The sequence below is a fragment of the Yimella lutea genome, assembly GCF_006715095.1.
Taxonomy (GTDB): domain Bacteria; phylum Actinomycetota; class Actinomycetes; order Actinomycetales; family Dermatophilaceae; genus Yimella; species Yimella lutea.
On the sequence record NZ_VFMO01000001.1, the window covers coordinates 2375226 to 2397733 of the forward strand.

Sequence of the window (22508 nt, forward strand, 5' to 3'; positions counted from 1 at the left end):
CTCCAGCGACCGAGCGCGATCGAGACCCGTTACCGTCTTGGTGAGCCTTGAAGCAAGGCTCCTGGTCGCCGGCCCCGGCATGACTGACTGCCCCTGTCGTTTGCATGATCCGGGGGGTGTTGTCACCGGGTGCTGGTGGCGCTGGTGGACCGCTGATAGGGACCGGGCCGCCCGAACGCCTGGGTAGGTCTCTTCGTAACGTGGATGTCGGCTTCCTGCGCCTGATCTGGTGACCAGCCGCTCGGACGCACGAGGAGGGACCATGTCTCGACCTGACTACGCGGTGTACATCGGGCTCGATGTCGGCAAACAGACGCACCACGCCTGCGCGCTGAACGTCGATGGCACACGGCTGCACGACAAACCGTTGCCCCAAGACGAGTCGTCGCTGCGTGGCCTGCTGACCAAACTCGGCACGCACGGTCGCCTGCTGGTGGTGGTCGATCAACCCGCAACGATCGGCGCGCTGCCGGTCGCGGTTGCTCGTGCCATGGGCGTGGACGTCGCCTACCTTCCCGGGCTGGCGATGCGCCGTATCGCCGACCTGCACCCCGGCAACGCCAAGACCGACGCAAGGGACGCGTACGTCATCGCCGAAGCCGCCCGGTCGATGCCGCACGCCCTGCGACGGGTCGACGTCGGCGACGACACCCTGGCCGACCTGGAAGTCATCGTCGGCTTCGATGACGACCTGGCCGGACAGGTCACCGCACAAGCAAACCGGATCAGAGGCCTTCTGACACAAGTGAACCCAGCCCTCGAACGTGTCCTCGGCCCACGCATCCAACACCCAGCAGTCCTCGAACTCCTGACCCGCTTCGGTGGCCCGACCGGCCTGCGCGCGGCCGGCCGGCGACGGTTGCTCGCCGTCGCCAAACCCCGCGCGCCCCGCTCCTACCAACGCCTCGTCGACGACATCCAGACAGCGCTCACCGAGCAGACCGTCACCGTCCCTGGCACCCGCGCCGCCGAGCTCGTCCTGCCCAAACTCGCGACCGGACTGGCTCGCCTGCTGCACGACCGCGCCGATCTGGGAACCCAACTGGAGGACATGCTCGATGCCCACCCTCTTGCCGCGGTCCTGACCTCGATGCCCGGCATCGGCGTCAGGACCGGCGCACGGATCCTGCTCGAAGTCGGCGACGGCTCGAGCTTCCCCACCTCCGGCCACCTCGCCGCGTACGCCGGCCTCGCACCCGTCACCCGCCGATCCGGCACCTCGATCCGCGGTGAGCACCCCGCCCGAGGCGGCAACAAGCACCTCAAACGAGCGATGTTCCTCGCCGCGTTCGCCGCACTGCACGACCCGACCTCGCGGGCCTACTACGACCGCAAACGCGGCCAAGGCAAGAAGCACAACGCCGCCCTCATCTGCCTCGCCCGACGACGCTGCGACGTGATGTACGCGATGCTTCGCGACGGAACCCTCTACCAACAGAAAACCCCCGCCGCTTGACGAAGACCATAGGGACACCCCCCCGACGAGACAGGCCCACGCCCGCTGACTCAACCACCCCAACCCCTCGACGAAACCTGACCACGCCCCGCTGGTTGAGCCCGACGGATGAGGAACGAATCCGTCGGTGCCGAAACCACCCCAACCCCTCGACACAAACCGGACCACTCCCGCTGGTTGAGCCCGACGGATGAGGAACGAGTCCGTCGGTGCCGAAACCACGCCGAACCCTCGACGCAAACCGGCTCTTCACAATTCGGGGTGTAGGTGTGGTCTGAATCCGCCGGCTTCGAGGAGTGCGCGGGCGATGTAGTTGGTGAGGTTGCGGAAGCCGAGGGCCAGGCCACGCAGGTGCTCGAGGCGACCGTTCACGGCTTCGGTAGGTCCGTTGCTCGTGCGCGGCCGGTCGAAGTAGGCCAGGACGTCGCAGGCGCGTCTGGTCAGGGTGCGGCCGAGCTTGCGCAGTTCTACCAACGCCTCAGGCACACTGTCGGCGAGGGCGTCGATCACGAAGCTCATCTCGACGCGGCCGGCTGCCCGGTCGGGGTGACGGTAGGCGGAGATCACGCGCTGGTAGATCCCCCAGGTGCACTCGACTTGCACGTGCCGGTCCCCAGCGAAGAGCTTGTCAAGGCGCTCGTGCTGGCGGTCGGTGAGCAGGTCAGCCCCGGTGTGCAGGGTCCGCCGCGCGGTGTAGAGCGGGTCGCCCTTGCGTCCGCGGTGTCCGTGCAGTTCCTGCTGGACTCGGCGGCGGCACTCATCGAGAGCGTCCCCGGCCAACCGGATGACGTGGAAGGGATCCATCACCGTGACGGCGTCCGGCAGCTCCTCGGTGGTGGCGGTCTTGAAGCCCGCGAACCCATCCATGGCCACGACCTCGATCCCATCGCGCCAAGCCTGGTCCCGCTCGGCCAGCCAGTCCTTGAACGCCTTCTTCGACCGACCTTCGACCACGTCCAGCAGGCGTGAGGGCCCGGTGCCGTCCCGGACCGGGGTGAGGTCGATGATCACGGTGACGTACTTGTCACCGCGCCGGGTGTGCCGCCACACGTGCTCATCGACCCCGACGACCTTGACACCGTCCAGGCGGGTCGGGTCCTCGATGAGCAGACGCCGGACCTCAGCCAGGACCGCGTCGTTGGCGGTGTTCCACGCCACGCCCAGTCCTTCGGCAACTCGGGCCATCGACAGGTGGCCGACGACGATCCCGACCAGACCCCACCGCAGGCCGGCGCGGGAGATCTTGGCCCGCGGCGGCGCCGCAGCGGTGGTGTCCTGACGCCACACGTGCGAGCACTCCTTGCAGCGGTAGCGGCGCACGGTGAGCACCAGCGTGGTAGGGCGCCACCCGAACGGCTCGTGCGCCAACTCCCTGCTCACCGTGTCACGGGGCACGCCCTGGCAGCCGCACCGCCTGCACCAGTCGTCCGGCTCCACGACCCGGCACGCCAGCACGGACCGGTCAGGCTCGAGCAGCTGGCCGGTGACCTCCAGACCGAGGCCGTCGAGGCGGGTGAAGGTAGTCAGGTCAGGGCGCGTGAAGGTAGCGTCAGGCACGTCGAGGTCTTCTGGACGGGTTGTGTGAGAACTCCCATCATCGGAAGACCTCGACCCTCACCCCCGACACCGACGCGCCGCCCCAGGTCGCACCACAGCTACACGTTGATACTTGAAGGGCACTGAGTGGCATGACCCGACGCCTACACTGACGGGCTCCTTGAGGGTCCTGTCTTCCGAGGGATCTGTCTACTGCTCGGAGCAAGCAGGAGTAGTGGAGTGCCGACCGAACCAGCCATGACCTGATAGGAGCGTGACCCGCCGATTCAGCCCGGTTTCGTCAACGTGTTGTCTGACCGGTCCGGCCGACGCCTTCCATGGTGAACCGTTGGAAGGAAAGGGCACAACCTGATGAATCAGCTAGTCGTCATCGCGGGTGTCGACACACACAAGGACACTCATCACGCCGCGGTGATCACCGCGACAGGTCAGCACCTGGGTGCTGCGCAGTTCCCGACCACTACGGCCGGCTATCGGGCTTTGGCTGCCTTCATTGCCGGGTTCGGGACGGTGGCCAAGGTGGGTGTCGAGGGCACCGGATCCTACGGCGCGGGTCTGGCCCGATATCTGAGCTCTGCTGGGGTGCCAGTGCTGGAGGTCTTGCGCCCAAGTCGGCAGATCCGCCGGATGCGTGGCAAGTCCGACGAGATCGATGCCTACGCCGCCGCGGAGACCGCGTTGGCCGGCACGAACTGTTCGGTCCCCAAGGACCGTGACGGACGCGTGGAGGCGATCCGTGTCGTGGCGACCGCCCGCAGGTCAGCCGTTGCCGCGACCACCGACGCGGTGCTGCAGATCCGGGACATCCTGGTCACCGCACCCGAGCCGATCCGAGCCAGATACCGGGCGCTGCGCGGCAAACCGTTGATCGCCGCGCTGGCCAAGATCCGGCTGCACGACCCCGACGACGTAGTCGCCGAACACACCCTGACGGCGTTGCGAGCTCTGGCCCGCCGCGTTCAGCAGTTGCGCATCGAGACCGATGCGCACGAGCAGACGCTCGACGACCTAGTCACGCGCGTGAACCCGGCGCTGCTCCAGGCCAAAGGGGTCGGCGTCATCTGCGCTGCCGACCTACTGATCGCCGCCGGCGAAAACCCCGACCGAATCAGCAGCGAGGCAGCCTTCGCCGCCCTGTGCGGCGCCTGCCCGGTGCCGGCCTCCTCTGGCAAGATCACCCGTCACCGGCTCAACCGCGGTGGCAACCGTCACGCGAACCGCGCCCTGCATCGCGTCGCCGTCGTCCGGCTCCACACCGACCAGCGCACCCGTGACTACACCGCCAGCAGACGAGCCGCGGGCAAGACCAGCAAAGAGATCCTGCGGTGCCTCAAGCGCGCGATCGCACGAGAGGTTTACCACCTGCTCACGAACCCTCCAGAGCCGATCAGCACCACCCAGCTCCGCCCGATGCGTCAGGCCGCCGGGATCACCATCGAGACCGCCGCGCACGACCTGCACTGGTCCATGGCCACCGTCTCTCACATCGAACGCGGACACACCTCCAACCGCGCCGCGATCATCACCTACCGCGACTACCTCGCCACCCAGCAGCCACCCGGTTGCGCAATATAGGAGCATCCCTCATCGGTGAAGAGCCCGAAAAACAAAGAGGTAGTAGTTGCACCCACGGAGTGACCACACTACTATGGACATAGTCTGATACGTCCGACCCCACCATATCGGGAATTCATGTCCTGAGTCAGCACTCGACTCAGGAGTAACGCCCGGCCGGAGACCCATCGACGAGCCAAAGTTAGCAAGACGACAAGCCCCACACCGACATAGAACATGCCGCGGATGAAGGGCACGGAACAACCCAACTCCATGCTTCTCGTTCGCGGCACGCGCCGAAAGCAAACAAGGGCGACCTTTCCCTGATGCCGAACGGGGCAACACCCGTCCTTGCAAGACCGGAAGACGGGCATGCACCCAGCCTTCTGGTTTTAGCACGGTGGTTCATCCAGTTTTCACTGAAGGAGTACGCCCATGACCAGCCCCGAGACCCCTCGCAACAACCCTCCGGAGCAGGAGGCTAATGAGTTCTCGTTCACCAATGACCCCCGCTGGAAGCAAACGATCGCGCAGTTCTCTGACTACACCAGTGCGCAGGCAGCGGTTGACCGTCTTTCCGACGCCGGCTTCGCTGTGGAACGAGTGACGATCGTGGGGCTTGACGTTCGTGTTGTCGAGCAGGTACTCGGTCGCTTGACAGGAGGAAAGGCTGCGCTACGGGGCGCAGCCGTTGGAGCATGGTTCGGTGCTCTGCTAGGTCTGCTGTTCGGGCTGTTCGCCCCCGGATTCGGTTGGCTGGCCATCGTGATCATCTCGGTCGCCTCTGGCGCAGTTTGGGGCGCTTTGCTTTACTTCCTTGGACACCTGGCTACGGGCGGCCGACGGGACTTCGACTCACTGAAGACCCTTGAGGCGGGCCACTACGAGGTCCAAGTGGAAGCACCATACGCTGCGGAGGCCGCTCGTCTCCTCGCGGACCAGACCGCCCACCCCGAGACTGAAAAGGCGTGAAGTGAAGCGCCCTGAGTCTGGGGTAGCCGTGTAGGCGCTGGGGTGTCGTGCCAGTGCACCCATCCGAGGGTCGCGAGCTCGAGGTCCTCGACCGTCCGCCACGGTCCGGGACGGGCGGGGCCGCGGACGAGTTCGGTCTTGTAGTAGCCGTTCACGGTCTCAGCGAGGGCGCTGTCATAACTGTCGCCGACGGTCCCAATAGATGGCGTCGCGCCTATCTCGGCGAGACGTTCGCCGTAGCGAATGGACGTGATTTGGGACCCTGCGTCGCCGTGGCAGCGGAGATCGTCGTGGTGAGCGCCGCGGGACCAGCACCCCATCTCGATCGCGTCGAGGATCATCTCGGTGCGCATGTGTGACACGCACCGCCACCCGACGATCATCCGGGAGAACGCGTCAACGACGAAGCAAACGTAAGCGGCTCTTCACAATTCGGGGTGTAGGTGTGGTCTGAATCCGCCGGCTTCGAGGAGTGCGCGGGCGATGTAGTTGGTGAGGTTGCGGAAGCCGAGGGCCAGGCCACGCAGGTGCTCGAGGCGACCGTTCACGGCTTCGGTAGGTCCGTTGCTCGTGCGCGGCCGGTCGAAGTAGGCCAGGACGTCGCAGGCGCGTCTGGTCAGGGTGCGGCCGAGCTTGCGCAGTTCTACCAACGCCTCAGGCACACTGTCGGCGAGGGCGTCGATCACGAAGCTCATCTCGACGCGGCCGGCTGCCCGGTCGGGGTGACGGTAGGCGGAGATCACGCGCTGGTAGATCCCCCAGGTGCACTCGACTTGCACGTGCCGGTCCCCAGCGAAGAGCTTGTCAAGGCGCTCGTGCTGGCGGTCGGTGAGCAGGTCAGCCCCGGTGTGCAGGGTCCGCCGCGCGGTGTAGAGCGGGTCGCCCTTGCGTCCGCGGTGTCCGTGCAGTTCCTGCTGGACTCGGCGGCGGCACTCATCGAGAGCGTCCCCGGCCAACCGGATGACGTGGAAGGGATCCATCACCGTGACGGCGTCCGGCAGCTCCTCGGTGGTGGCGGTCTTGAAGCCCGCGAACCCATCCATGGCCACGACCTCGATCCCATCGCGCCAAGCCTGGTCCCGCTCGGCCAGCCAGTCCTTGAACGCCTTCTTCGACCGACCTTCGACCACGTCCAGCAGGCGTGAGGGCCCGGTGCCGTCCCGGACCGGGGTGAGGTCGATGATCACGGTGACGTACTTGTCACCGCGCCGGGTGTGCCGCCACACGTGCTCATCGACCCCGACGACCTTGACACCGTCCAGGCGGGTCGGGTCCTCGATGAGCAGACGCCGGACCTCAGCCAGGACCGCGTCGTTGGCGGTGTTCCACGCCACGCCCAGTCCTTCGGCAACTCGGGCCATCGACAGGTGGCCGACGACGATCCCGACCAGACCCCACCGCAGGCCGGCGCGGGTGGAGTGTCCCCGATTTTTCGGAGTGTGGTTTAGGCTGCGATTCCTGTGAGTGTGCGATGTCCTTTGTCCCATTCGGCTGGGGTGAGGTATCCCAAGTGTGAATGGCGGCGCTGTCTATTGTCGTAGTGCTCGATCCAGGTGAAGGTCTCTTTCCGCAATCAGGTGAAGGTCTCTTTCCGCAATCAGGTGAAGGTCTCTTTCCGCAATGTGGACAGGTTTACCCAGGGGCGGGTGTGGATGAGTTCCTTTTTGTAGGTCGCGAAGAAGGACTCGGCGACGGCGTTGTCGAAACAATCCCCGGTGCGACCCACGGAACGCCGGATGTGGTGGTCCTTACAGTACGTGGCGAATTCGGCCGATGTGAATTGAGACCCGCGGTCGCTGTGAAAGATGATTCCGGCCGGTGGCCGGCGGCGCGCGATAGCCAGCGTCAGTGCCTCGATGACAAGGTCGGTGCGCATGTGGTCGGCTAGTGCCCAGCCCACAACGGCTCGGGAGTGCAGGTCGATGACTATGGCCAGATACGCCCAGCCGTTCCAGGTCTTGATGTAGGTGATATCAGAACACCACTTCTGGTTCGGCCGCTCGGCTGTGAAGTCGCGCCCGATCAGGTCTGGGGGCTCATCACAATCCAGGGTGTAGCTGAGGTCTGAAGCCGCCGGTTTCGAGGAGGGATCGGGCGATGTAGTGGGCGAGGTTGCGGAAGCCGAGGGCCGACCCGCGTAGGTGCTCGAGGCGACCGTTGATCGCCTCCGTTGGTCCGTTGCTGGTGCCAGGCCGGTCGAAGTAGGCCAGCACGTCGGCGGACCGCTTGGTCAGGGTGCGGCCAAGGGTGGTGATCTCGGTCAAGGCCTTGGGCACACCGGTACTGATCGAATCGATGAGGGCGGTCATGAGCTTCTTGCCGGTGGCACGGTCGCGGTGCCGGTACGCCGCGATCATCCGCTGGTAGATGCCCCAGGTGCACTCAACTTCCACATGCTCCTCGACCGCGAACAACGCGGTGAGGCGGTCCTGCTGCCGGTCGGTGAGCAGGTCCGCTCCGGTATGCAGCGTGCGCCGCGCACGGTACAAAGGGTCACCGGCCCGACCCCGGTGGCCGTGCAGCTCGTGCTGGACCCGGCGCCGGCACTTGTCCAGGGCGTCACCGGCTAACCGGACGACATGAAACGGGTCCATCACCGTGGTCGCGTCCGGGAGTTCTTCGGTAGCAGCAGTTTTGAAGCCGGTGAACCCATCCATCGCGACGACCTGCACCGTCTCACGCCACGCTGGGTCACGGTCGGCGAGCCAAGTCTTGAACACGGCCTTGGATCGGCCGGGAACCATGTCTAACAACCGTGCTGGCCCGGTGCCGTCCTGGATCGGGGTCAGATCGATGATCACCGTGACGTACTTGTCGCCGTGCCGAGTGTGGCGCCAGACGTGTTCATCGACCCCGATCGCGGTGACACCTTCGAACCGGGCCGGGTCGTTGATCAACACCCGGTACCCCTCGGCGAGGACCGCGTCATTCGCGGTGTTCCAGGCAACGCCGAGTCCTTCAGCGACCCGGGCGACGGTCAGGTGCTGACACACGATCGCGGCAAGTGCCCACGCCATCGCACGCCGCGACAAGGTGGCTCGCGGTTCGGCCGCGAGGCTGGTGTCTTGGCGCCACACATGCCCACACTCGGTGCACCGGTACCGCCGTACCGTGACCAGCAGTGTCGTTGGTCGCCACCCGAACGGTTCGTGGGCCAACCGGCGGACCACGCTGCCCCGCGGGGTCCCTTCGCAGCCGCACCGGTGACACCACCGGTCATCCTCAACGACCCGGCACGTCAGCACCGCCCGGCCTGGTTCAAGACGTTGACCCGTCGCGAGGAGACCAAGCTCATCCAGGCGGCAGAACGTAGTCAGGTCAGGCGTCGTGAAGGTAGCGTTGTGCACGTCGAGGTCTTCCAGATGAGTTGCGTCAGAACTCTCATCATCGGGAGACCTCGACCCTCACCCCCGGACCGACGCGCCAGGAACTCCTACACCCTCATCTGTGATGAGCCGGTCTGGGGCCGGCGCCGGGTCCGGGCCGCTGGTGGTCGTGCGCTTCCAGACACGGGGGTGGCGTCCGCGCAGCCCGGCGGCCTGCATGAGGCGAGCGACGCGATTCTTGCCGACCCGTTCGCCCAGGGCGCACAGCTCGGCATGGATCCGTCGAACACCAGGGTTGCCGCGCAGCCGCCGGTAGGCCTCGGTGATGATCGCCAACAGGCGATCGTTGTCCTGATCGCGTGGGCTGGGCCCCCGGCCACGCCACGCATAGAACCCGGAGGGCGACACGGCCAACTGCTCGCACATGAAATCCACCGGATACTCGCCACGGTCAGCCCAGTCCGCGATCGCGGCGTACTTCACCGCTGGTCTTTCGCGAACCAGGACGCTACTTTTTTTGCGAACTCCGCCTCCATGCGGGCGTGCTTGACTTCCTCCCGAAGCCGTCGAACCCATCCGACTTCCTTTCAGTTCAGAAAGGAATCACGACTTACCCAACTATCCACCAAACCGGCTCTTCCTACCTGAGGTGGGGGTGAGTGAGCCCGCCGCCGATGAGCAGCATGCGTAGCCGGTAGTGCTCGCGGTTGCGGAAGCCTCGGGCGACGCGTCGGTGGAGCTCGATCAGGCCGTTGATCGCCTCCGTGCCGCCGTTGTTGGCGCGGCTGGTGTCGAAGTAGGCCAGGAACGCTGCCCGCCACTGCTTCAGGGTCTTACCGAGCCGTCGGATCTCCGGGATCGGACAGGTCGGCAGCGAGGCCAGGATTTTCTCCGCGATCCGCCGGCCCTCGACCGTGCTCTTGGCCTGGTAGGCCGACCGGAGCTGTTGGGTGCACAGCCACGCGACGAGCACTTCGTCGTGACGTTCGTCGGCAGCGATCGCACGGTCGAGCCGTGCCCGTTGCCGGTCGGTGAGCTTCTCCTGCCCGCAGCGCAGGATCGTGCGGATGCCATAGAGCGGGTCGTTCTTGCGGCCACGGTGACCATGGATCTCCTGCTGCACCCGACGGCGGACCTCATCCACGGCCTGGGTACCGAGCTTGACGACATGGAACGCGTCCAGGACCGCGACCGCGTCCTCGAGCTGGTCATCGATGGCGTTCTTGTAGCCGTGGAACGGGTCCAGTGTGGCGACCACGACACCGTCACGGAACTCCTGGCCACGTTCGGCAAGCCAGTCGCTGTACACCTTCCCGGACCGGCCCGGCACCAGGTCCAGCAACCGCGCCCGCGGCTTGCCGTCAACGTCGGGTGTCAGGTCGACCATCCCGGTCAGCTGCTTCGGACCGCGGCCACCCTCGGCGATCGGGAACTCGGACACGTGATGCCACACGTGCTCGTCCACGCCGAGTCGCGTCACGCCGGCGAACCGATCCTCGTCGTCGGCCATCTCCTGCAGAAGTGGCCGGATCGAGGACCACACCGTGTTCCACGTCGTCCCCAACTGTCGGGCGATCCCGCTGATCGAGCCGTGCTCACGGCGGATCTGATTGATCGCCCACCAGCAGGCCCGCGTAGTCAGCAGCGCCCGCGGTCGAGCGATGTCCTCGTCTTGCTCGGTGAACGCCTTCCTCGGGCAGGCTGCCTCCTGGCAACGCCAGATCCGCTTGCGCCACACCACTTGGACCGGGCGGTCGAAGCACGGCGCGTCGACCAGCGTGACGTCACTGCGGCCGTGGCTGTGCGCAATCACGCCGCAGCTCGGGCAGCCCATCGGCGTCCGGGGCGACTCCACACCAACGACCAGCAGCCCGACGTCGTGGTCGTACTCGACGGCGGTCACGCGCAATTCACCGAGCCCGACCAAAAGATCGCAGCGCGAGCAGTAGCGGGTGTCGCGATGGCAGCGCGCAGCGATGTGCGCCGTAGGCTCGGACAACGTCGAGGTCCTTCGGAACGGTGTGCTTGGTCGCCACTGATCCTGAAGGCCTCGACGTCCCTCACCCCGCAGCCAAGCTCATACCGGCGCGCCTCTCACCCCCACCGCAACTCGGAAGAGCCACCAAACCGGGGACGGTCCAGGGAGATCTTGGCCGGCGGCGGCGCCGCAGCGGTGGTGTCCTGACGCCACACGTGCGAGCACTCCTTGCAGCGGTAGCGGCGCACGGTGAGCACCAGCGTGGTAGGGCGCCACCCGAACGGCTCGTGCGCCAACTCCCTGCTCACCGTGTCACGGGGCACGCCCTGGCAGCCACACCGCCTGCACCAGTCGTCCGGCTCCACGACCCGGCACGCCAGCACGGACCGGTCAGGCTCGAGCAGCTGGCCGGTGACCTCCAGACCGAGGCCGTCGAGGCGGGTGAAGGTAGTCAGGTCAGGGCGCGTGAAGGTAGCGTCAGGCACGTCGAGGTCTTCTGGACGGGTTGTGTGAGAACTCCCATCATCGGAAGACCTCGACCCTCACCCCCGACACCGACGTGCCGCCCCAGGTCGCACCACAGCCCTACCCTCATCTGTGAAGAGCCCGCAAACCGGACCACCCGGAGGTTGTCAGTGCTCGATGGTTGACTATTCGTATGAGGGAGAACGAAGCAGTCGGCGCCACGGAAACGGTTGAACCCGAACCGTTTTCGTCGAAGGCTGTGCTCGACAACCCGGCCGAGTACGACCCCGCGTACGTGGCCAGGTACGACCTGGAACGCGCCGCAGGTGCCCTCACCGGCGCGTACGCCGACCTCATCACCGTGATGCGCGAATCCCTCACCGAACAGCACTGGGCTGTCTCCGGGATCCGGTCCCCGGAACACTGGTTGACCTGCTTCGCCGGCGTCTCCCGCGCCGCCGCAACAGACATCGTCCGCATCGCCTCCCGCGCGAACGAACTCCCGCACGCGATCGCCGCGTTCGAACGCACCGAGATCACGTTCCACCAACTGGCGGTCATCGCCCGTCATGTCCCGGCCGGATTCGACGAAGACGTCACCCGCCTCGCACCACACTGCGACGTCGGCCAACTCCGACGGGCCGTCGCGAAATACCCCTTCCCCGCTGATGACACCGACGACAACTTGGACGACGATGTGGACGAGGACGAGGTGCCCGAACCCGAGCCGTCCACCCGGCCCGCGCAACTACGGTCCTGGTTCGACAAAGGCCGCTACCACTTGGAGTTCGACGGACCCGTCGACCAGGGCGAACTCCTCGAGCAAGTGTTGAACGAAGCCAAGAACGCGCTGTTCCAACAAACCCGCCACACCGACAGTGATGGCGACAACAACTGCGATCAGGACTGCGGCCAGGACCCCGCAATCGAGTCCGACCAAGACACCACGGCTCAATGGATTCCGGCCGCGTTCGGCGGCACCCACCTCGGTGCCGACTCGGGTGAAGGTTTGGACGCGGCTGGGAAACCACGGATCACTCTGGCGGACGCGTTCCTCGAAGCCATGCTCCACTCCCTCCACGCCGGCACTCAGGGGGTGTCGGGTCGGGCGGACACCTACCGGGTGCTGTTCCACCTCGACGCCCACGGACACGGCTGGTCGGGCGGTGCCGGAGCCCTCCCACCCGCACTCCGCGAGAAACTCTCCTGTGACGGGCTGATCGTGCCGATCATCAAGAAGAACGGGTTCCCCGTCGACGTCGGACGCACCCAACGCATCGTCCCGCGCCGCACCCTCCGCCTCGTGCACGACCGGGACCACGGCTGCCGGTTCCCAGGGTGCGGAACCCACCGGTACGTCGAGGTCCACCACGTCATCCACTGGGCCAAAGGTGGCAACACCGACCTGGGCAACCTGATCAGCCTCTGCCCCTTCCACCACGACCGGTTACACGCCGGCGACTTCACCATCACCACGATGGCACCAGGGTTCTTCACGTTCCACGACCGGTACGGCGACCGCTTCGGCTACCGACCACCCGACCCAGCAACCCCACCCGGCACGTACTCCAAGCCAGCAGAGCCGGCGAAACCGTACGAACGACAATCCTGGGAACCCCTCAACCTGCACTGGATCGAATTCCACAACACCGGCTGACCGAGTCGCGGCGCGACGAACAGGGCATTGAACCTCGGCTCAGACATCCGCACGGCTTGTCGGTGGGGTCCGCGAAACTGTGGTGATGAAGATCTACATCGCAGCGCCGCTCGCTGCTGCTCCGGTCGTTCAGCAGACCCGGGACCTCCTGATCGCGGCCGGGCACGAGATCACATACGACTGGACGCGGGACATGTCCTTCGTCGAGGGCTTCGCTACGGACCCCGAGAAGTCAGCACAGCTGGCGACGATGATGATCTCCGCAGTGCTTCGAGCGGACGCCGTTGTCGTTCTTGCCACTGAGCACGACGGCCGAGGCATGTTCGTCGAACTCGGAGTCGCGCTGGCACAAGCTGAAGGTGGCAGGGTTTGCAGCGTTGCCGTCGTGGGACCCATCCGACACGAGAGTGTCTTCTTCCACCATCCGCTCGCTCAGCGATACGAGCGAGTGGATGAGTGGCTGCTCGACCTGGCCACCACGTAGGCACTTTTGCTGCATTGCAGAGGGTGAGCCCGCGACCTCTTACCCCACGCGGCCGACCCAGCGCGTTTCACCGTCCTCCGTGATCTGGGTAGGTTGCAATCCCAGATGACGCGCGATGCGCTGGGACGCCTCGTGATTCGGATGGATGTGAGCGACGATCTCCTCGACTCCTCGAGCGCGCAGTTCCTCGAGGAGTAACGAGGCCGCGCGGGTCGCGTAGCCGTGACGCTGCCACGGTCGGCCGATGACCCAAGCGATCTCGGCCGGGCCCCCATCAGCTCGGACGGTCGCCTGCACGTAACCCACAGCCTCCTGCTGTCCTCCGGCGACGACGACGTGGTTGATCCATACCTCGGTTCCGTCCGGAGAATCCCCACGGACCTGGGCGGCGTAACGCCTCTCCAGATCGGACCGGCTCGGCGGTTCACCGCCGGTGAACTCGTAGAGGTCGTGATCGGCGAGAACGATGGCCATTTCGCCGGCGTCGGTCACCCGGAGCGGACGGATGCTGACAGTGTCGGTCATGGTGTCATTCCACCGTAATCACTGTTGGGCGACAACCGCTTTCAGCCGGCGCGAAGGTCATGACGTAGCGCACCGACGACGTCGCCCCCTCGGTCCTCGGGTGCCTCTATCCGGCCGAAATCGATTGCAGCGTCGCGTCGGGTGGGAGATGGTCTGCTTCATGCGCTCGTTCGAAGACCTCGTGACCGAGGCCGAGGATGCCGACGTGACCGGTTGGGGTTTCGGTTGGCTCGAAGGTCGAGCCAATGAGCAGCGACCGTCGTGGGGTTATGCGCGCTTGCTGGAGCAGCGGCTGGCACATGCCGGTAGCGCGCTGGACATCGACACCGGTGGCGGAGAGGTCGTCAACGAGGCGTCCTGTTTGCCCCGCACCATGGTCGTGACCGAATCCTGGGCACCGAACGCGGAACGTGCCCGCGAGATCCTGGGCGCCCGCGGCGTTCGCGTCGTGGCGACAGACACCGGCGGCGGGCTGCCGTTCGACGACTCATCATTCGACGTGGTCAGCTCACGGCACCCGGTGAAACCCGACTGGTCGGAAATCCACCGGGTTCTCCGTCCTGGAGGGTGCTACCTCGCCCAGCACGTCGGGCCGTCCTCCGCGTTCGAGCTCATCGAGTTCATGCTCGGCCCGTTGTCGCCCCAACAGCGCAGCGGTCGTGATCCGAAGGCTGAGGCTGCCGAAGCGCGAGCGGCGGGCCTGACGGTCGACCGATTGCGGACGGCTCGATGTCGAATGGAGTTCTTCGACATCGGCGCTGTTGTCTGGATCCTCCGCAAATGCGTCTGGTGGGTCCCCGACTTCGACGTTGTCCGCTACGAGGAACCACTCAGAGAGCTGGACGCGCAGATGCGGACCGGCCATCCGTTCGTGGCGCACTCGACGCGCCACCTCATCGAAGCCACCCGACCGATCTGAGCGTTCAGTCCCTCTTGGAGTACTGAGCGACGATCTCCTCGTACGCCGCCTTGGTCTTCTCGGCGATCGCGTCCCAGCCGAACTTCTCCACGGCGCGCTCCCGGCCGGCGCGGCCACGACGCTCGGCCTCTTCGGGATCCGAAACAGCTTCGTTGAGTGTCGCGGCCAGGTCGGCGACGAACTTGTCGGGGTCGACCGGGGTGCCGGTGCCGTCGGAGACCTGTTCGATAGGGACCAACCAACCGGTCTCGCCGTCCGCAACGACTTCGGGGATGCCACCGGTCGCCGTTCCCACGACCGCGGCCTCGCAGGCCATTGCCTCGAGGTTCACGATGCCAAGCGGCTCGTACACCGATGGGCAGACGAAAACCGTTGCAGCAGAGAGCAGTGCGATGACTTCCTTGCGCGGAAGCATCTCGTCGATCCAGATGACGGGTGCGGTGCGGTTGTCGCGCAGCTCGTCGACGAGGCCCTTGACCTCCTGCAGGATCTCCGGGGTGTCCGGCGCCCCGGCACACAGGATGAGCTGGACCTCGTCCGGCAGTTCGCGGCAGGCGCGCAGCAGGTAGGGCATGCCCTTCTGGCGAGTGATGCGTCCGACGAATACGACGGACGGCTTGTCGGGGTCGGCGCCGTACTTTCGCGCGATCTCCTTGCCCTCGTCCGACGAATCCCGCTGCCACAGTTCGGAGTCGATGCCGTTGTGGATGACTCGCACCTTGTCGGGATCGATGTCGGGGTAACACCGCAGCACATCCTTGCGCATGCCGTCGCTCACCGCGATGATCGCCGCCGCGTGCTCGTACGCGGTGCGCTCGACGTACGACGAAACCTGGTAGCCGCCGCCGAGTTGCTCGGCCTTCCACGGACGCAGCGGCTCCAGGCTATGTGCGCTGATCACGTGCGGGATGCCGTAGAGCATCGAGGCCAGGTGACCGGCCATGTTCGCGTACCAGGTGTGCGAATGCACCAGGTCGGCCTCGCCGCAGTCCTGCGCGATCGTGAGATCGACGCCGAGCGTCTTGAGCGCACCGTTCGCGTCCGCCAACTCCGGCAGATCGGGATAGCCGTAGGTATCCGGCTCGTCCTGCGGTTTGCCGAACGCTCGCACCGCCACCTCCTGCCCGATGCCGCGCAACGCCCGGACGAGCTCGGCGACGTGAACGCCGGCCCCGCCGTAGATGTTGGGTGGGTACTCCTTGGTCAGCACGTCCACTCGCATGCTCGAAACGCTACCGCTGCCCAGGGTGCGAGATGTCGACGGACGTCAACCGGACGTTCCCCGCACCGACGACCTCGAACGTCATAGGTTGGACCCATGGTTTCCAAGGGTCCGAAAGTGCTGGCCATCGTCCTCGCCGGAGGCGAAGGCAAACGTCTGATGCCGCTGACGCAGGATCGTGCGAAGCCGGCCGTCCCGTTCGGCGGCATCTACCGCCTCATCGACTTCGCGTTGTCGAACCTGGTGAACAGCGGTTACCTGAAGATCGTCGTCCTCACCCAGTACAAGTCGCACAGCCTCGACCGGCACGTCACGAAGACCTGGCGCATGTCCACGATGCTCGACAACTATGTCGCTCCCGTGCCCGCGCAGCAGCGCGTCGGCAAACATTGGTTCGCCGGTTCGGCCGACGCGATCTTCCAGAGCCTCAACCTGATTCATGACGAGCGGCCGGAGTACGTCGTGGTCGTCGGCGCCGACCACGTCTACCGTATGGACTTCAGCCAGATGCTCAGCCGGCACATCGAGTCCGGGGCGGCCGCTACCGTCGCCGCGATCCGCCAGCCCATCTCGCTGGCGAACCAGTTCGGCGTCATCGACCTCGACCCGCAGACACCGGGCAAGGTGCGTGCGTTCCTGGAGAAGCCGTCCGACCCGGAGGGCCTGGCGGACAGCCCGGACGAAGTGCTCGCCTCGATGGGCAACTACATCTTCACCACCAGGGACCTCGTCGACGCAGTCACCGCCGACGCCAGCAACGAGTCCAGCGATCACGACATGGGTGGCGACATCGTCCCTTGGTTCGTCGACCGCGGTGAGGCGTACGTCTACGACTTCAAGGACACTGAGGTGCCCGGCGCGACCGAGCGCGACTTCGGCTACTGGCGTGACGTCGGCACCATCGACTCCTACTACGAGTCTCACATGGACCTCACCTCGATCCACCCGATCTTCAACGTCTACAACTACGACTGGCCGATCCGCACGAGCCCGGGCAACTTCCCGCCGGCGAAGTTCACCACGGGCGCTTCGGAGATCGCCGGCTACGCGGTGGGGTCGATCGTGTCGCAGGGGTGCATCGTCAGCGGATCGACGATCCGCAACTCGGTGCTGTCCCCCAACGTCCGCACCCACAGCTTCTCCGAGGTCAGCGACTCGGTGGTCTTGAACAACGTTGAGATCGGCCGCAACTGCCGCATCCGGCGCGCGATCATCGACAAGGATGTCGTGGTGCCGGCGGGTACGAACATCGGCATCGATCATGCGCACGACCGCGACCGTGGGTTCACCGTCTCAGAGTCCGGCATCGTCGTCGTCGGCAAGGGGACGGTCATCCTCCCGTGACCGGGGCCGCTGTTCCGTCGGCTTCGGTCGACACCCTCCTGCTGACGGTTTCCGCAGTCGACCAGCCGGGCATTACCAACGCTCTGTTGCGCCAATTGCCCTCCGATGCACCGGTGTTGGACCTCGAGCAAGTCGTGGTGCGTGGCCGACTCACGCTGTGCGCCCTGCTCGGCAACGCCGAGAGCGTGTTGCACGCCAGGCCGCGACTGGACGCCTGGGCGCACGAACACGAACTCGACCTTCACCTCGTCGAGGGCCACGGCGACAACGCACCCCGGCGTCCTGGACGCGCGTACGTCGTCGTGCTCGGTGATCGGTTGTCGGTCGAGGCGGTCGGCGCGGTCACCGATCGCATCACTGCATCCGGCGCCAGCATCGACCGCATCCGCCGGCTGGCACGGACGCCGGTCACGGCCATGGAATTCGATGCGTCCGGCGCCGATGTCGCCGAACTCAAGCGTGAACTCGCAATGGTTGCAGCGCAGTTCGGTATCGACATCGCTGTAGCCGCGGGCGGCTTGGCGCGCCGTGGACGCCGCCTGCTGGTGATGGATGTCGACAGCACGTTGATCCAGGACGAGGTGATCGAGTTGCTCGCCCGGTACGCCGGACGCGAACAGGAAGTTGCCGCCGTCACCGAACGGGCGATGCGCGGCGAGATCGACTTCACCGAGAGCCTGCACGCCCGGGTCGAGGCACTCGCCGGTCTGCCGGTGAGTGTGCTGGACGAGGTACGTGACCAGGTGCGCCTGACACCCGGCGCCCGCACGTTGGTGCGCACGGTCCGGCGTCTCGGATACAGCGTGGGGGTCGTGTCCGGCGGTTTCATCGAGATCGTCGGGCCGCTGGCGGCTGAACTCGGCATCGACCACGCTCGCGCCAACGCCCTCGAAATCGAGGACGGCCGGCTGACCGGACGCGTTGCCGGGCCGGTGATCGATCGCGCCGAGAAAGCCCGCACCCTGCGCGAGTGGGCTGACCTCGCCGGACTCCCCCTCGAACGCACCGTCGCCGTCGGTGACGGCGCCAACGATCTCGACATGCTCGCGACCGCCGGCATCGGCATCGCCTTCAACGCCAAACCAGTAGTCCAGCAGCAGGCTGACACCACCGTCAACGTGCCCTACCTGGACTCAGTGCTGTTCCTGCTCGGCATTTCCCGCGACGATGTGGAGGAAGCAGACACCGTGGAAACCACCGCTGCCTACAATCCCCACCATGCGTAAACCAGGTTCTCGTTCCCTGCTCATCATCGGCGGCGCCGAGGACAAGGTCGGACGCGTCACGATCCTGCGTCGTTTCGTCCGGCTGGCCGGTGGACGCAAGGCGAAACTTGTCGTCATTCCCACCGCGTCGTCCGTGCCCGACGAGGTTGTCGAGGTCTACTCGACAGTCTTCAGCCGACTGGGCTGCGAGTCGATCGACGAGGTCAACCCGCGCAACCGGATCGCCAGTAACGACGAGGAACTCATCCGACGCGTCGACGAGTCGACCGGCATCTTCATCTCCGGGGGCAACCAGCTGAAGCTGAGCCAGTTGATCGTCGGGACGCCGCTCGGCGCCGCACTATTGCGCGCTTATCAGCGTGGGGCGGTGATCGCCGGCACGTCCGCGGGTGCGTCGATCATGAGCCAGTTCATGATCTCGATGGGCGAGGAAGGCGTGACCCCGCGGCAGCGGTCGTCGCAGCTCACCGCCGGGCTCGGCCTGCTGCCCGGCGTCATCGTCGACCAACACTTCGACCAGCGCGCCCGGTACGGACGCCTGCTGTCTCTGGTCGCCGGATCGCCGTCACTGCTGGGCATGGGCATCGACGAGGACACCGCCGCAGAGATCACCGACGAAACCGAGCTGACCGTCGTCGGCAGCGGCGCGGTGTTCGTGGTCGACGCCCGCAAGGCGATCACCGACGCCCACGAAGCACGGCGCGATGCACCGCTGCTGGTCACCGGCGCCGTTGTCCACACGCTGCCGTTCGGTGCCACCTTCGACCTGGAGACCGCCACGCTTGTCGACTTCGTCGAGAAGTACGCCGATGTCGCCGTCCAGTCCGGCCGCGACCAGCACGACACCGCCACGGCCGCAGCCGCGTTGCGGCACCACTGATCCCAGCACTGAACCAGCACTGAACCAGCACTGGGCTACCGAGCCTGAACCGGAAGTGAGCACATGACCGAAACGCCTTCGCAGACCCCGACCGAACCCGCGGCCCCGGAGCTCACCATCCGTTCGACCCGCGTGTACCGGGGTCCGAACGTGTGGTCGTACGAGCAGGCCATCCACGTGGTCGTCGACCTCGGCGTGTTGGAGCAGTACCCGACCAACCTGTTGCCCGGGTTCACCGACCAGCTGGTCGAGTTGCTGCCGAACATCGAAGCCCACACGTGTTCCCGCGGCCAACGGGGCGGTTTCGTCGAGCGGCTGCGCGAGGGCACGTGGCTGGGCCATGTCGCCGAGCACATCGCACTGCAACTGCAGCAGGAGGCCGGCCACGACATGCGGCGCGGCAAGACCCGAGCCGTACGCGACGAGGTGGGTGTCTACAACGTCATCTACGGCTTCATGGACGAGCGGGTGGGCCTGGCGGCGGGCGAACTCGCGGTGCGACTGGTCAACCATCTTGTGCAGCCCGAGGAAGGCTTCGACTTCGCCACCGCCCTCGACGAGTTCCTGGTACGCGCCGGACGCACCGCGTTCGGGCCGTCCACCGGCGCCATCATCGAAGAGGCTGTCAGCCGCGACATTCCCTGGACCCGCCTGAACGAGCACTCGCTCGTCCAGCTGGGTCAGGGCGTGCACGCCCAGCGCATCCGCGCCACGATGACCTCGCAGACCTCCGCACTCGCTGTCGACATCGCCGGCGACAAGAACCTCACCACCAGGCTGCTCGCCTCTGCCGGGCTGCCGGTGCCCAAGGCGGAGACCGTGCGCACCGCCGATGGCGCGGTGTCCGCCGCTCGACGCGTGGGCTTCCCGGTGGTCGTCAAGCCGCTCGACGGCAACCACGGACGCGGCGTCGTCCTGAACCTCACCTTCGAGGAGGAGGTGCGGGACGCATTCGTGATCGCGCAGGCGCAGTCGCGGCGCGGCGTCGTCCAGGTGGAGTCGTTCATCACCGGCAAGGACTACCGCTGCCTGATCATCGGCGGACGCATGGCGGCGATCGCCGAGCGCGTCCCCGCGCACGTTGTGGGCGACGGCGAGCACACCGTGCAAGAACTCGTCGACATCACCAACTCCGACCCGCGACGCGGTGTCGGTCACGAGAAGGTACTCACCCGGATCAAGGTGGACGACGCCGCGATCGAGCTCGTCCGCGAGCAGGGCTTCGGTATGGACGGGGTTCCGCCCGCGGACAAGATGGTGAAGCTGGCCCTGACCGGCAACATGTCGACCGGAGGCATCAGCGTCGACCGCACGTTCGACGCCCACCCCGACAACATCGAGATCGCCGAGGAAGCCGCACGGATGATCGGGTTGGACGTCGCCGGCATCGATTTCATCTGCCCCGACATCACCGCCCCGGTGCGTGAGACCGGTGGGGCGATCTGCGAGGTGAACGCCGCTCCCGGCTTCCGGATGCACACGCACCCGACCGTCGGCGAACCGCAGTTCATCGCCAAGCCGGTCGTCGACCTGCTTTTCCCGCCCGGTGCCCTATCGCGTGTACCGATCGTCGCGGTCACCGGCACAAACGGCAAGACGACCACATCGCGCATGCTCGCCCACATCATGAAGGGCCTCGGCCGCAAGGTCGGGATGACCTCCACCGACGGCATCGTCATCGACGAGCGTCTGGTGATCAAGGCGGACGCGTCCGGGCCCCGTTCGGCTCGCATGGTGCTGCAGAACCCGCGCGTCGATTTCGCGATCATGGAAGTCGCCCGCGGGGGCATCCTGCGTGAAGGACTCGGCTACGACCGCAACGACATCGCGGTCGTGACCAACATCCAGGCCGACCACCTCGGCCTGCGCGGCGTCGATTCGCTCGAAGACCTCGCCGCGGTGAAATCCGTTGTGGTCGAGGCGGTTCCGCGCGATGGGTATGCCGTGCTCAACGCAGACGACCCGCTGGTGCGCAAGATGCGACGCCGCTGCAGCGGCACGATCGTGTGGTTCTCGATGGAGCCCCCCGGCTCCGAGGTGCGCGACTTCATCGACGAGCGTTGCCGGCGCGGTGCGCGTGCCGTCGTGCTCGAATCGTCCGAGCGCGGCGAGATGATCGTGCTGAAGCAGGGTCGCCGGTCGATGCCACTGGCGTGGACCCACCTGCTGCCGTCGACCTTCAACGGTGCGGCCCGCATGAACGTCGCCAACGCGCTGGCCGCCGCAGGTGCCGCGTTCGCCGCCGGCGCGCCGCTGCACGACATCCGCCAGGGGCTGCGCACCTTCGACACCTCCTACTACCTGTCCCCCGGACGTCTGAACCGCCTCGAGGTCAACAACGCCGAGGTGTTCGTCGACTACTGCCACAACCCGCCCGGCATGGAACGACTGGGCGAGTTCGTGGAGGCGTACGTCGGCCAGCGGCAGGGTTCGACCGACCACCGCATCTCGCGCATCGGCATGATCGGTGCTGCCGGCGACCGCCGCGACGAGGACGTCCGCGAATTGGCGCGGGTCGCTGCCCAGCACTTCGACGTGCTGATCATGCGCGAGGACGACAACCTGCGCCGGCGTCCCGCCGGTGAGGCTGCCGCGCTGTTGGTCGAGGGTGCTCGCGAAGCACAGGCCGGCGGCGCGCGCGTCCGACAGATCGAAACCGTGCTCGACGAACACGACGCGGTGCGTCACGCGGTGCTGCGCGCCAACCCTGGCGACGTGGTCGTGCTGTGCGTCGACCAGCACGCGAAGGTGCTGAACGAACTGGAGTCGTTCAGCCAGAAGGCGCAGGCCGGTTCACGCTTCAGCGACGAGCAGCCCGGCGACCCCGACCTCGACCCGCAGGAACTCGCGGCCGAGGCGGAATCGGCGATGGCCAAGGACGACATCGAGGTCCGCGAAGCGATGGAGCGTCCGCAGAACTGACCTCGCGAACCCGCTACTTGC

At 66.3% G+C, this 22508-nt stretch carries 17 protein-coding genes and 3 pseudogenes; 10 read left to right on the plus strand and 10 right to left on the minus strand.

What is annotated here, in order from left to right:
• Positions 1-262: 262 nt before the first annotated feature.
• Positions 263-1456: an IS110 family RNA-guided transposase gene (locus FB459_RS11545; RefSeq protein WP_141928608.1), complete on the plus strand. Its 1194-nt coding sequence runs from the start codon at positions 263-265 to the stop codon at positions 1454-1456.
• A gap of 249 nt (positions 1457-1705) precedes the next feature.
• Here the strand turns inward: FB459_RS11545 and FB459_RS11550 are convergent, their stop codons facing one another.
• Entirely contained in the window at positions 1706-3013 is a 1308-nt protein-coding gene (locus FB459_RS11550) for an ISL3 family transposase (protein ID WP_141928609.1), read from the minus strand.
• Positions 3014-3364: 351 nt separating this feature from the next.
• Here FB459_RS11550 and FB459_RS11555 point away from each other — a divergent pair, with 351 nt between their 5' ends.
• Positions 3365-4588 (plus strand): IS110 family RNA-guided transposase, encoded by a 1224-nt coding sequence (locus tag FB459_RS11555; protein WP_246092420.1) that lies wholly within the window; start codon positions 3365-3367, stop codon positions 4586-4588.
• A gap of 414 nt (positions 4589-5002) precedes the next feature.
• Positions 5003-5539 (plus strand): YflT domain-containing protein, encoded by a 537-nt coding sequence (locus tag FB459_RS11560; RefSeq protein WP_141928610.1) that lies wholly within the window; start codon positions 5003-5005, stop codon positions 5537-5539.
• 22 nt (positions 5540-5561) lie between these two features.
• On the opposite strand, the pseudogene FB459_RS11565 reads toward FB459_RS11560, so the two are convergent.
• From FB459_RS11565 to FB459_RS11595, 7 genes and pseudogenes are all read right to left on the minus strand, one after another.
• Positions 5562-5958, minus strand: a pseudogene (locus tag FB459_RS11565) (DDE-type integrase/transposase/recombinase); the annotation flags it as partial.
• 6 nt (positions 5959-5964) lie between these two features.
• Positions 5965-6954: pseudogene (locus FB459_RS11570) on the minus strand (ISL3 family transposase); the annotation flags it as partial.
• A gap of 182 nt (positions 6955-7136) precedes the next feature.
• Positions 7137-7589, minus strand: coding sequence for an IS3 family transposase (locus FB459_RS11575; RefSeq protein ID WP_141928611.1), 453 nt, complete (start codon positions 7587-7589; stop codon positions 7137-7139).
• The gene (locus FB459_RS11580) at positions 7579-8886 is read right to left on the minus strand and encodes an ISL3 family transposase (RefSeq protein WP_141927312.1); all 1308 of its coding nucleotides are present in this window, start codon (positions 8884-8886) and stop codon (positions 7579-7581) included. The genes FB459_RS11575 and FB459_RS11580 overlap by 11 nt, the downstream gene beginning before the upstream one ends.
• A 57-nt stretch (positions 8887-8943) precedes the next feature.
• The gene (locus FB459_RS11585) at positions 8944-9348 is read right to left on the minus strand and encodes an IS3 family transposase (protein WP_170221889.1); all 405 of its coding nucleotides are present in this window, start codon (positions 9346-9348) and stop codon (positions 8944-8946) included.
• A 157-nt stretch (positions 9349-9505) separates the two neighbouring features.
• A complete protein-coding gene (locus tag FB459_RS11590; RefSeq protein WP_425472349.1) occupies positions 9506-10864 on the minus strand; it encodes an ISL3 family transposase in 1359 nt (452 codons plus the stop codon).
• A 143-nt stretch (positions 10865-11007) separates the two neighbouring features.
• Positions 11008-11328 (minus strand): annotated as a pseudogene (locus FB459_RS11595) (ISL3 family transposase); the annotation flags it as partial.
• Between the two features lie 239 nt (positions 11329-11567).
• On the opposite strand from FB459_RS11595, the gene FB459_RS11600 reads away from it, so the two are divergent.
• Both FB459_RS11600 and FB459_RS11605 read left to right on the plus strand, forming a co-directional pair.
• Positions 11568-12965, plus strand: a complete 1398-nt coding sequence (locus FB459_RS11600) for an HNH endonuclease signature motif containing protein (RefSeq protein ID WP_170221891.1) — start codon at positions 11568-11570, stop codon at positions 12963-12965.
• An 85-nt stretch (positions 12966-13050) separates the two neighbouring features.
• Positions 13051-13449, plus strand: a complete 399-nt coding sequence (locus FB459_RS11605; protein WP_141928614.1) for a hypothetical protein — start codon at positions 13051-13053, stop codon at positions 13447-13449.
• Between the two features lie 39 nt (positions 13450-13488).
• On the opposite strand, the gene FB459_RS11610 is transcribed toward FB459_RS11605, so the two are convergent.
• A complete protein-coding gene (locus tag FB459_RS11610; protein WP_141928615.1) occupies positions 13489-13974 on the minus strand; it encodes a GNAT family N-acetyltransferase in 486 nt (161 codons plus the stop codon).
• A gap of 160 nt (positions 13975-14134) precedes the next feature.
• On the opposite strand from FB459_RS11610, the gene FB459_RS11615 reads away from it, so the two are divergent.
• Positions 14135-14893: a class I SAM-dependent methyltransferase gene (locus tag FB459_RS11615; RefSeq protein ID WP_141928616.1), complete on the plus strand. Its 759-nt coding sequence runs from the start codon at positions 14135-14137 to the stop codon at positions 14891-14893.
• A 4-nt stretch (positions 14894-14897) separates the two neighbouring features.
• Here the strand turns inward: FB459_RS11615 and glgA are convergent, their stop codons facing one another.
• A complete protein-coding gene (gene glgA, locus FB459_RS11620) occupies positions 14898-16115 on the minus strand; it encodes a glycogen synthase (protein ID WP_141928617.1) in 1218 nt (405 codons plus the stop codon).
• A gap of 96 nt (positions 16116-16211) precedes the next feature.
• On the opposite strand from glgA, the gene glgC reads away from it, so the two are divergent.
• The 4 genes from glgC to cphA all read left to right on the plus strand — a co-directional run bounded on the left by glgC (position 16212) and on the right by cphA (position 22487).
• Positions 16212-17459 (plus strand): glucose-1-phosphate adenylyltransferase, encoded by a 1248-nt coding sequence (glgC, locus tag FB459_RS11625; protein ID WP_141928618.1) that lies wholly within the window; start codon positions 16212-16214, stop codon positions 17457-17459.
• Positions 17456-18685 carry a phosphoserine phosphatase SerB gene (gene serB / locus FB459_RS11630; protein ID WP_141928619.1) on the plus strand — a complete coding sequence of 410 codons (1230 nt, stop codon included), beginning with the start codon at positions 17456-17458 and terminating at the stop codon, positions 18683-18685. The genes glgC and serB overlap by 4 nt, the downstream gene beginning before the upstream one ends.
• Positions 18678-19565: a cyanophycinase gene (locus FB459_RS11635; RefSeq protein ID WP_129625138.1), complete on the plus strand. Its 888-nt coding sequence runs from the start codon at positions 18678-18680 to the stop codon at positions 19563-19565. Before serB ends, FB459_RS11635 begins: the two co-directional genes overlap by 8 nt.
• Before the next feature lie 63 nt (positions 19566-19628).
• Positions 19629-22487: a cyanophycin synthetase gene (gene cphA, locus FB459_RS11640; protein ID WP_141928620.1), complete on the plus strand. Its 2859-nt coding sequence runs from the start codon at positions 19629-19631 to the stop codon at positions 22485-22487.
• The last annotated feature ends 21 nt before the right edge of the window (positions 22488-22508 follow it).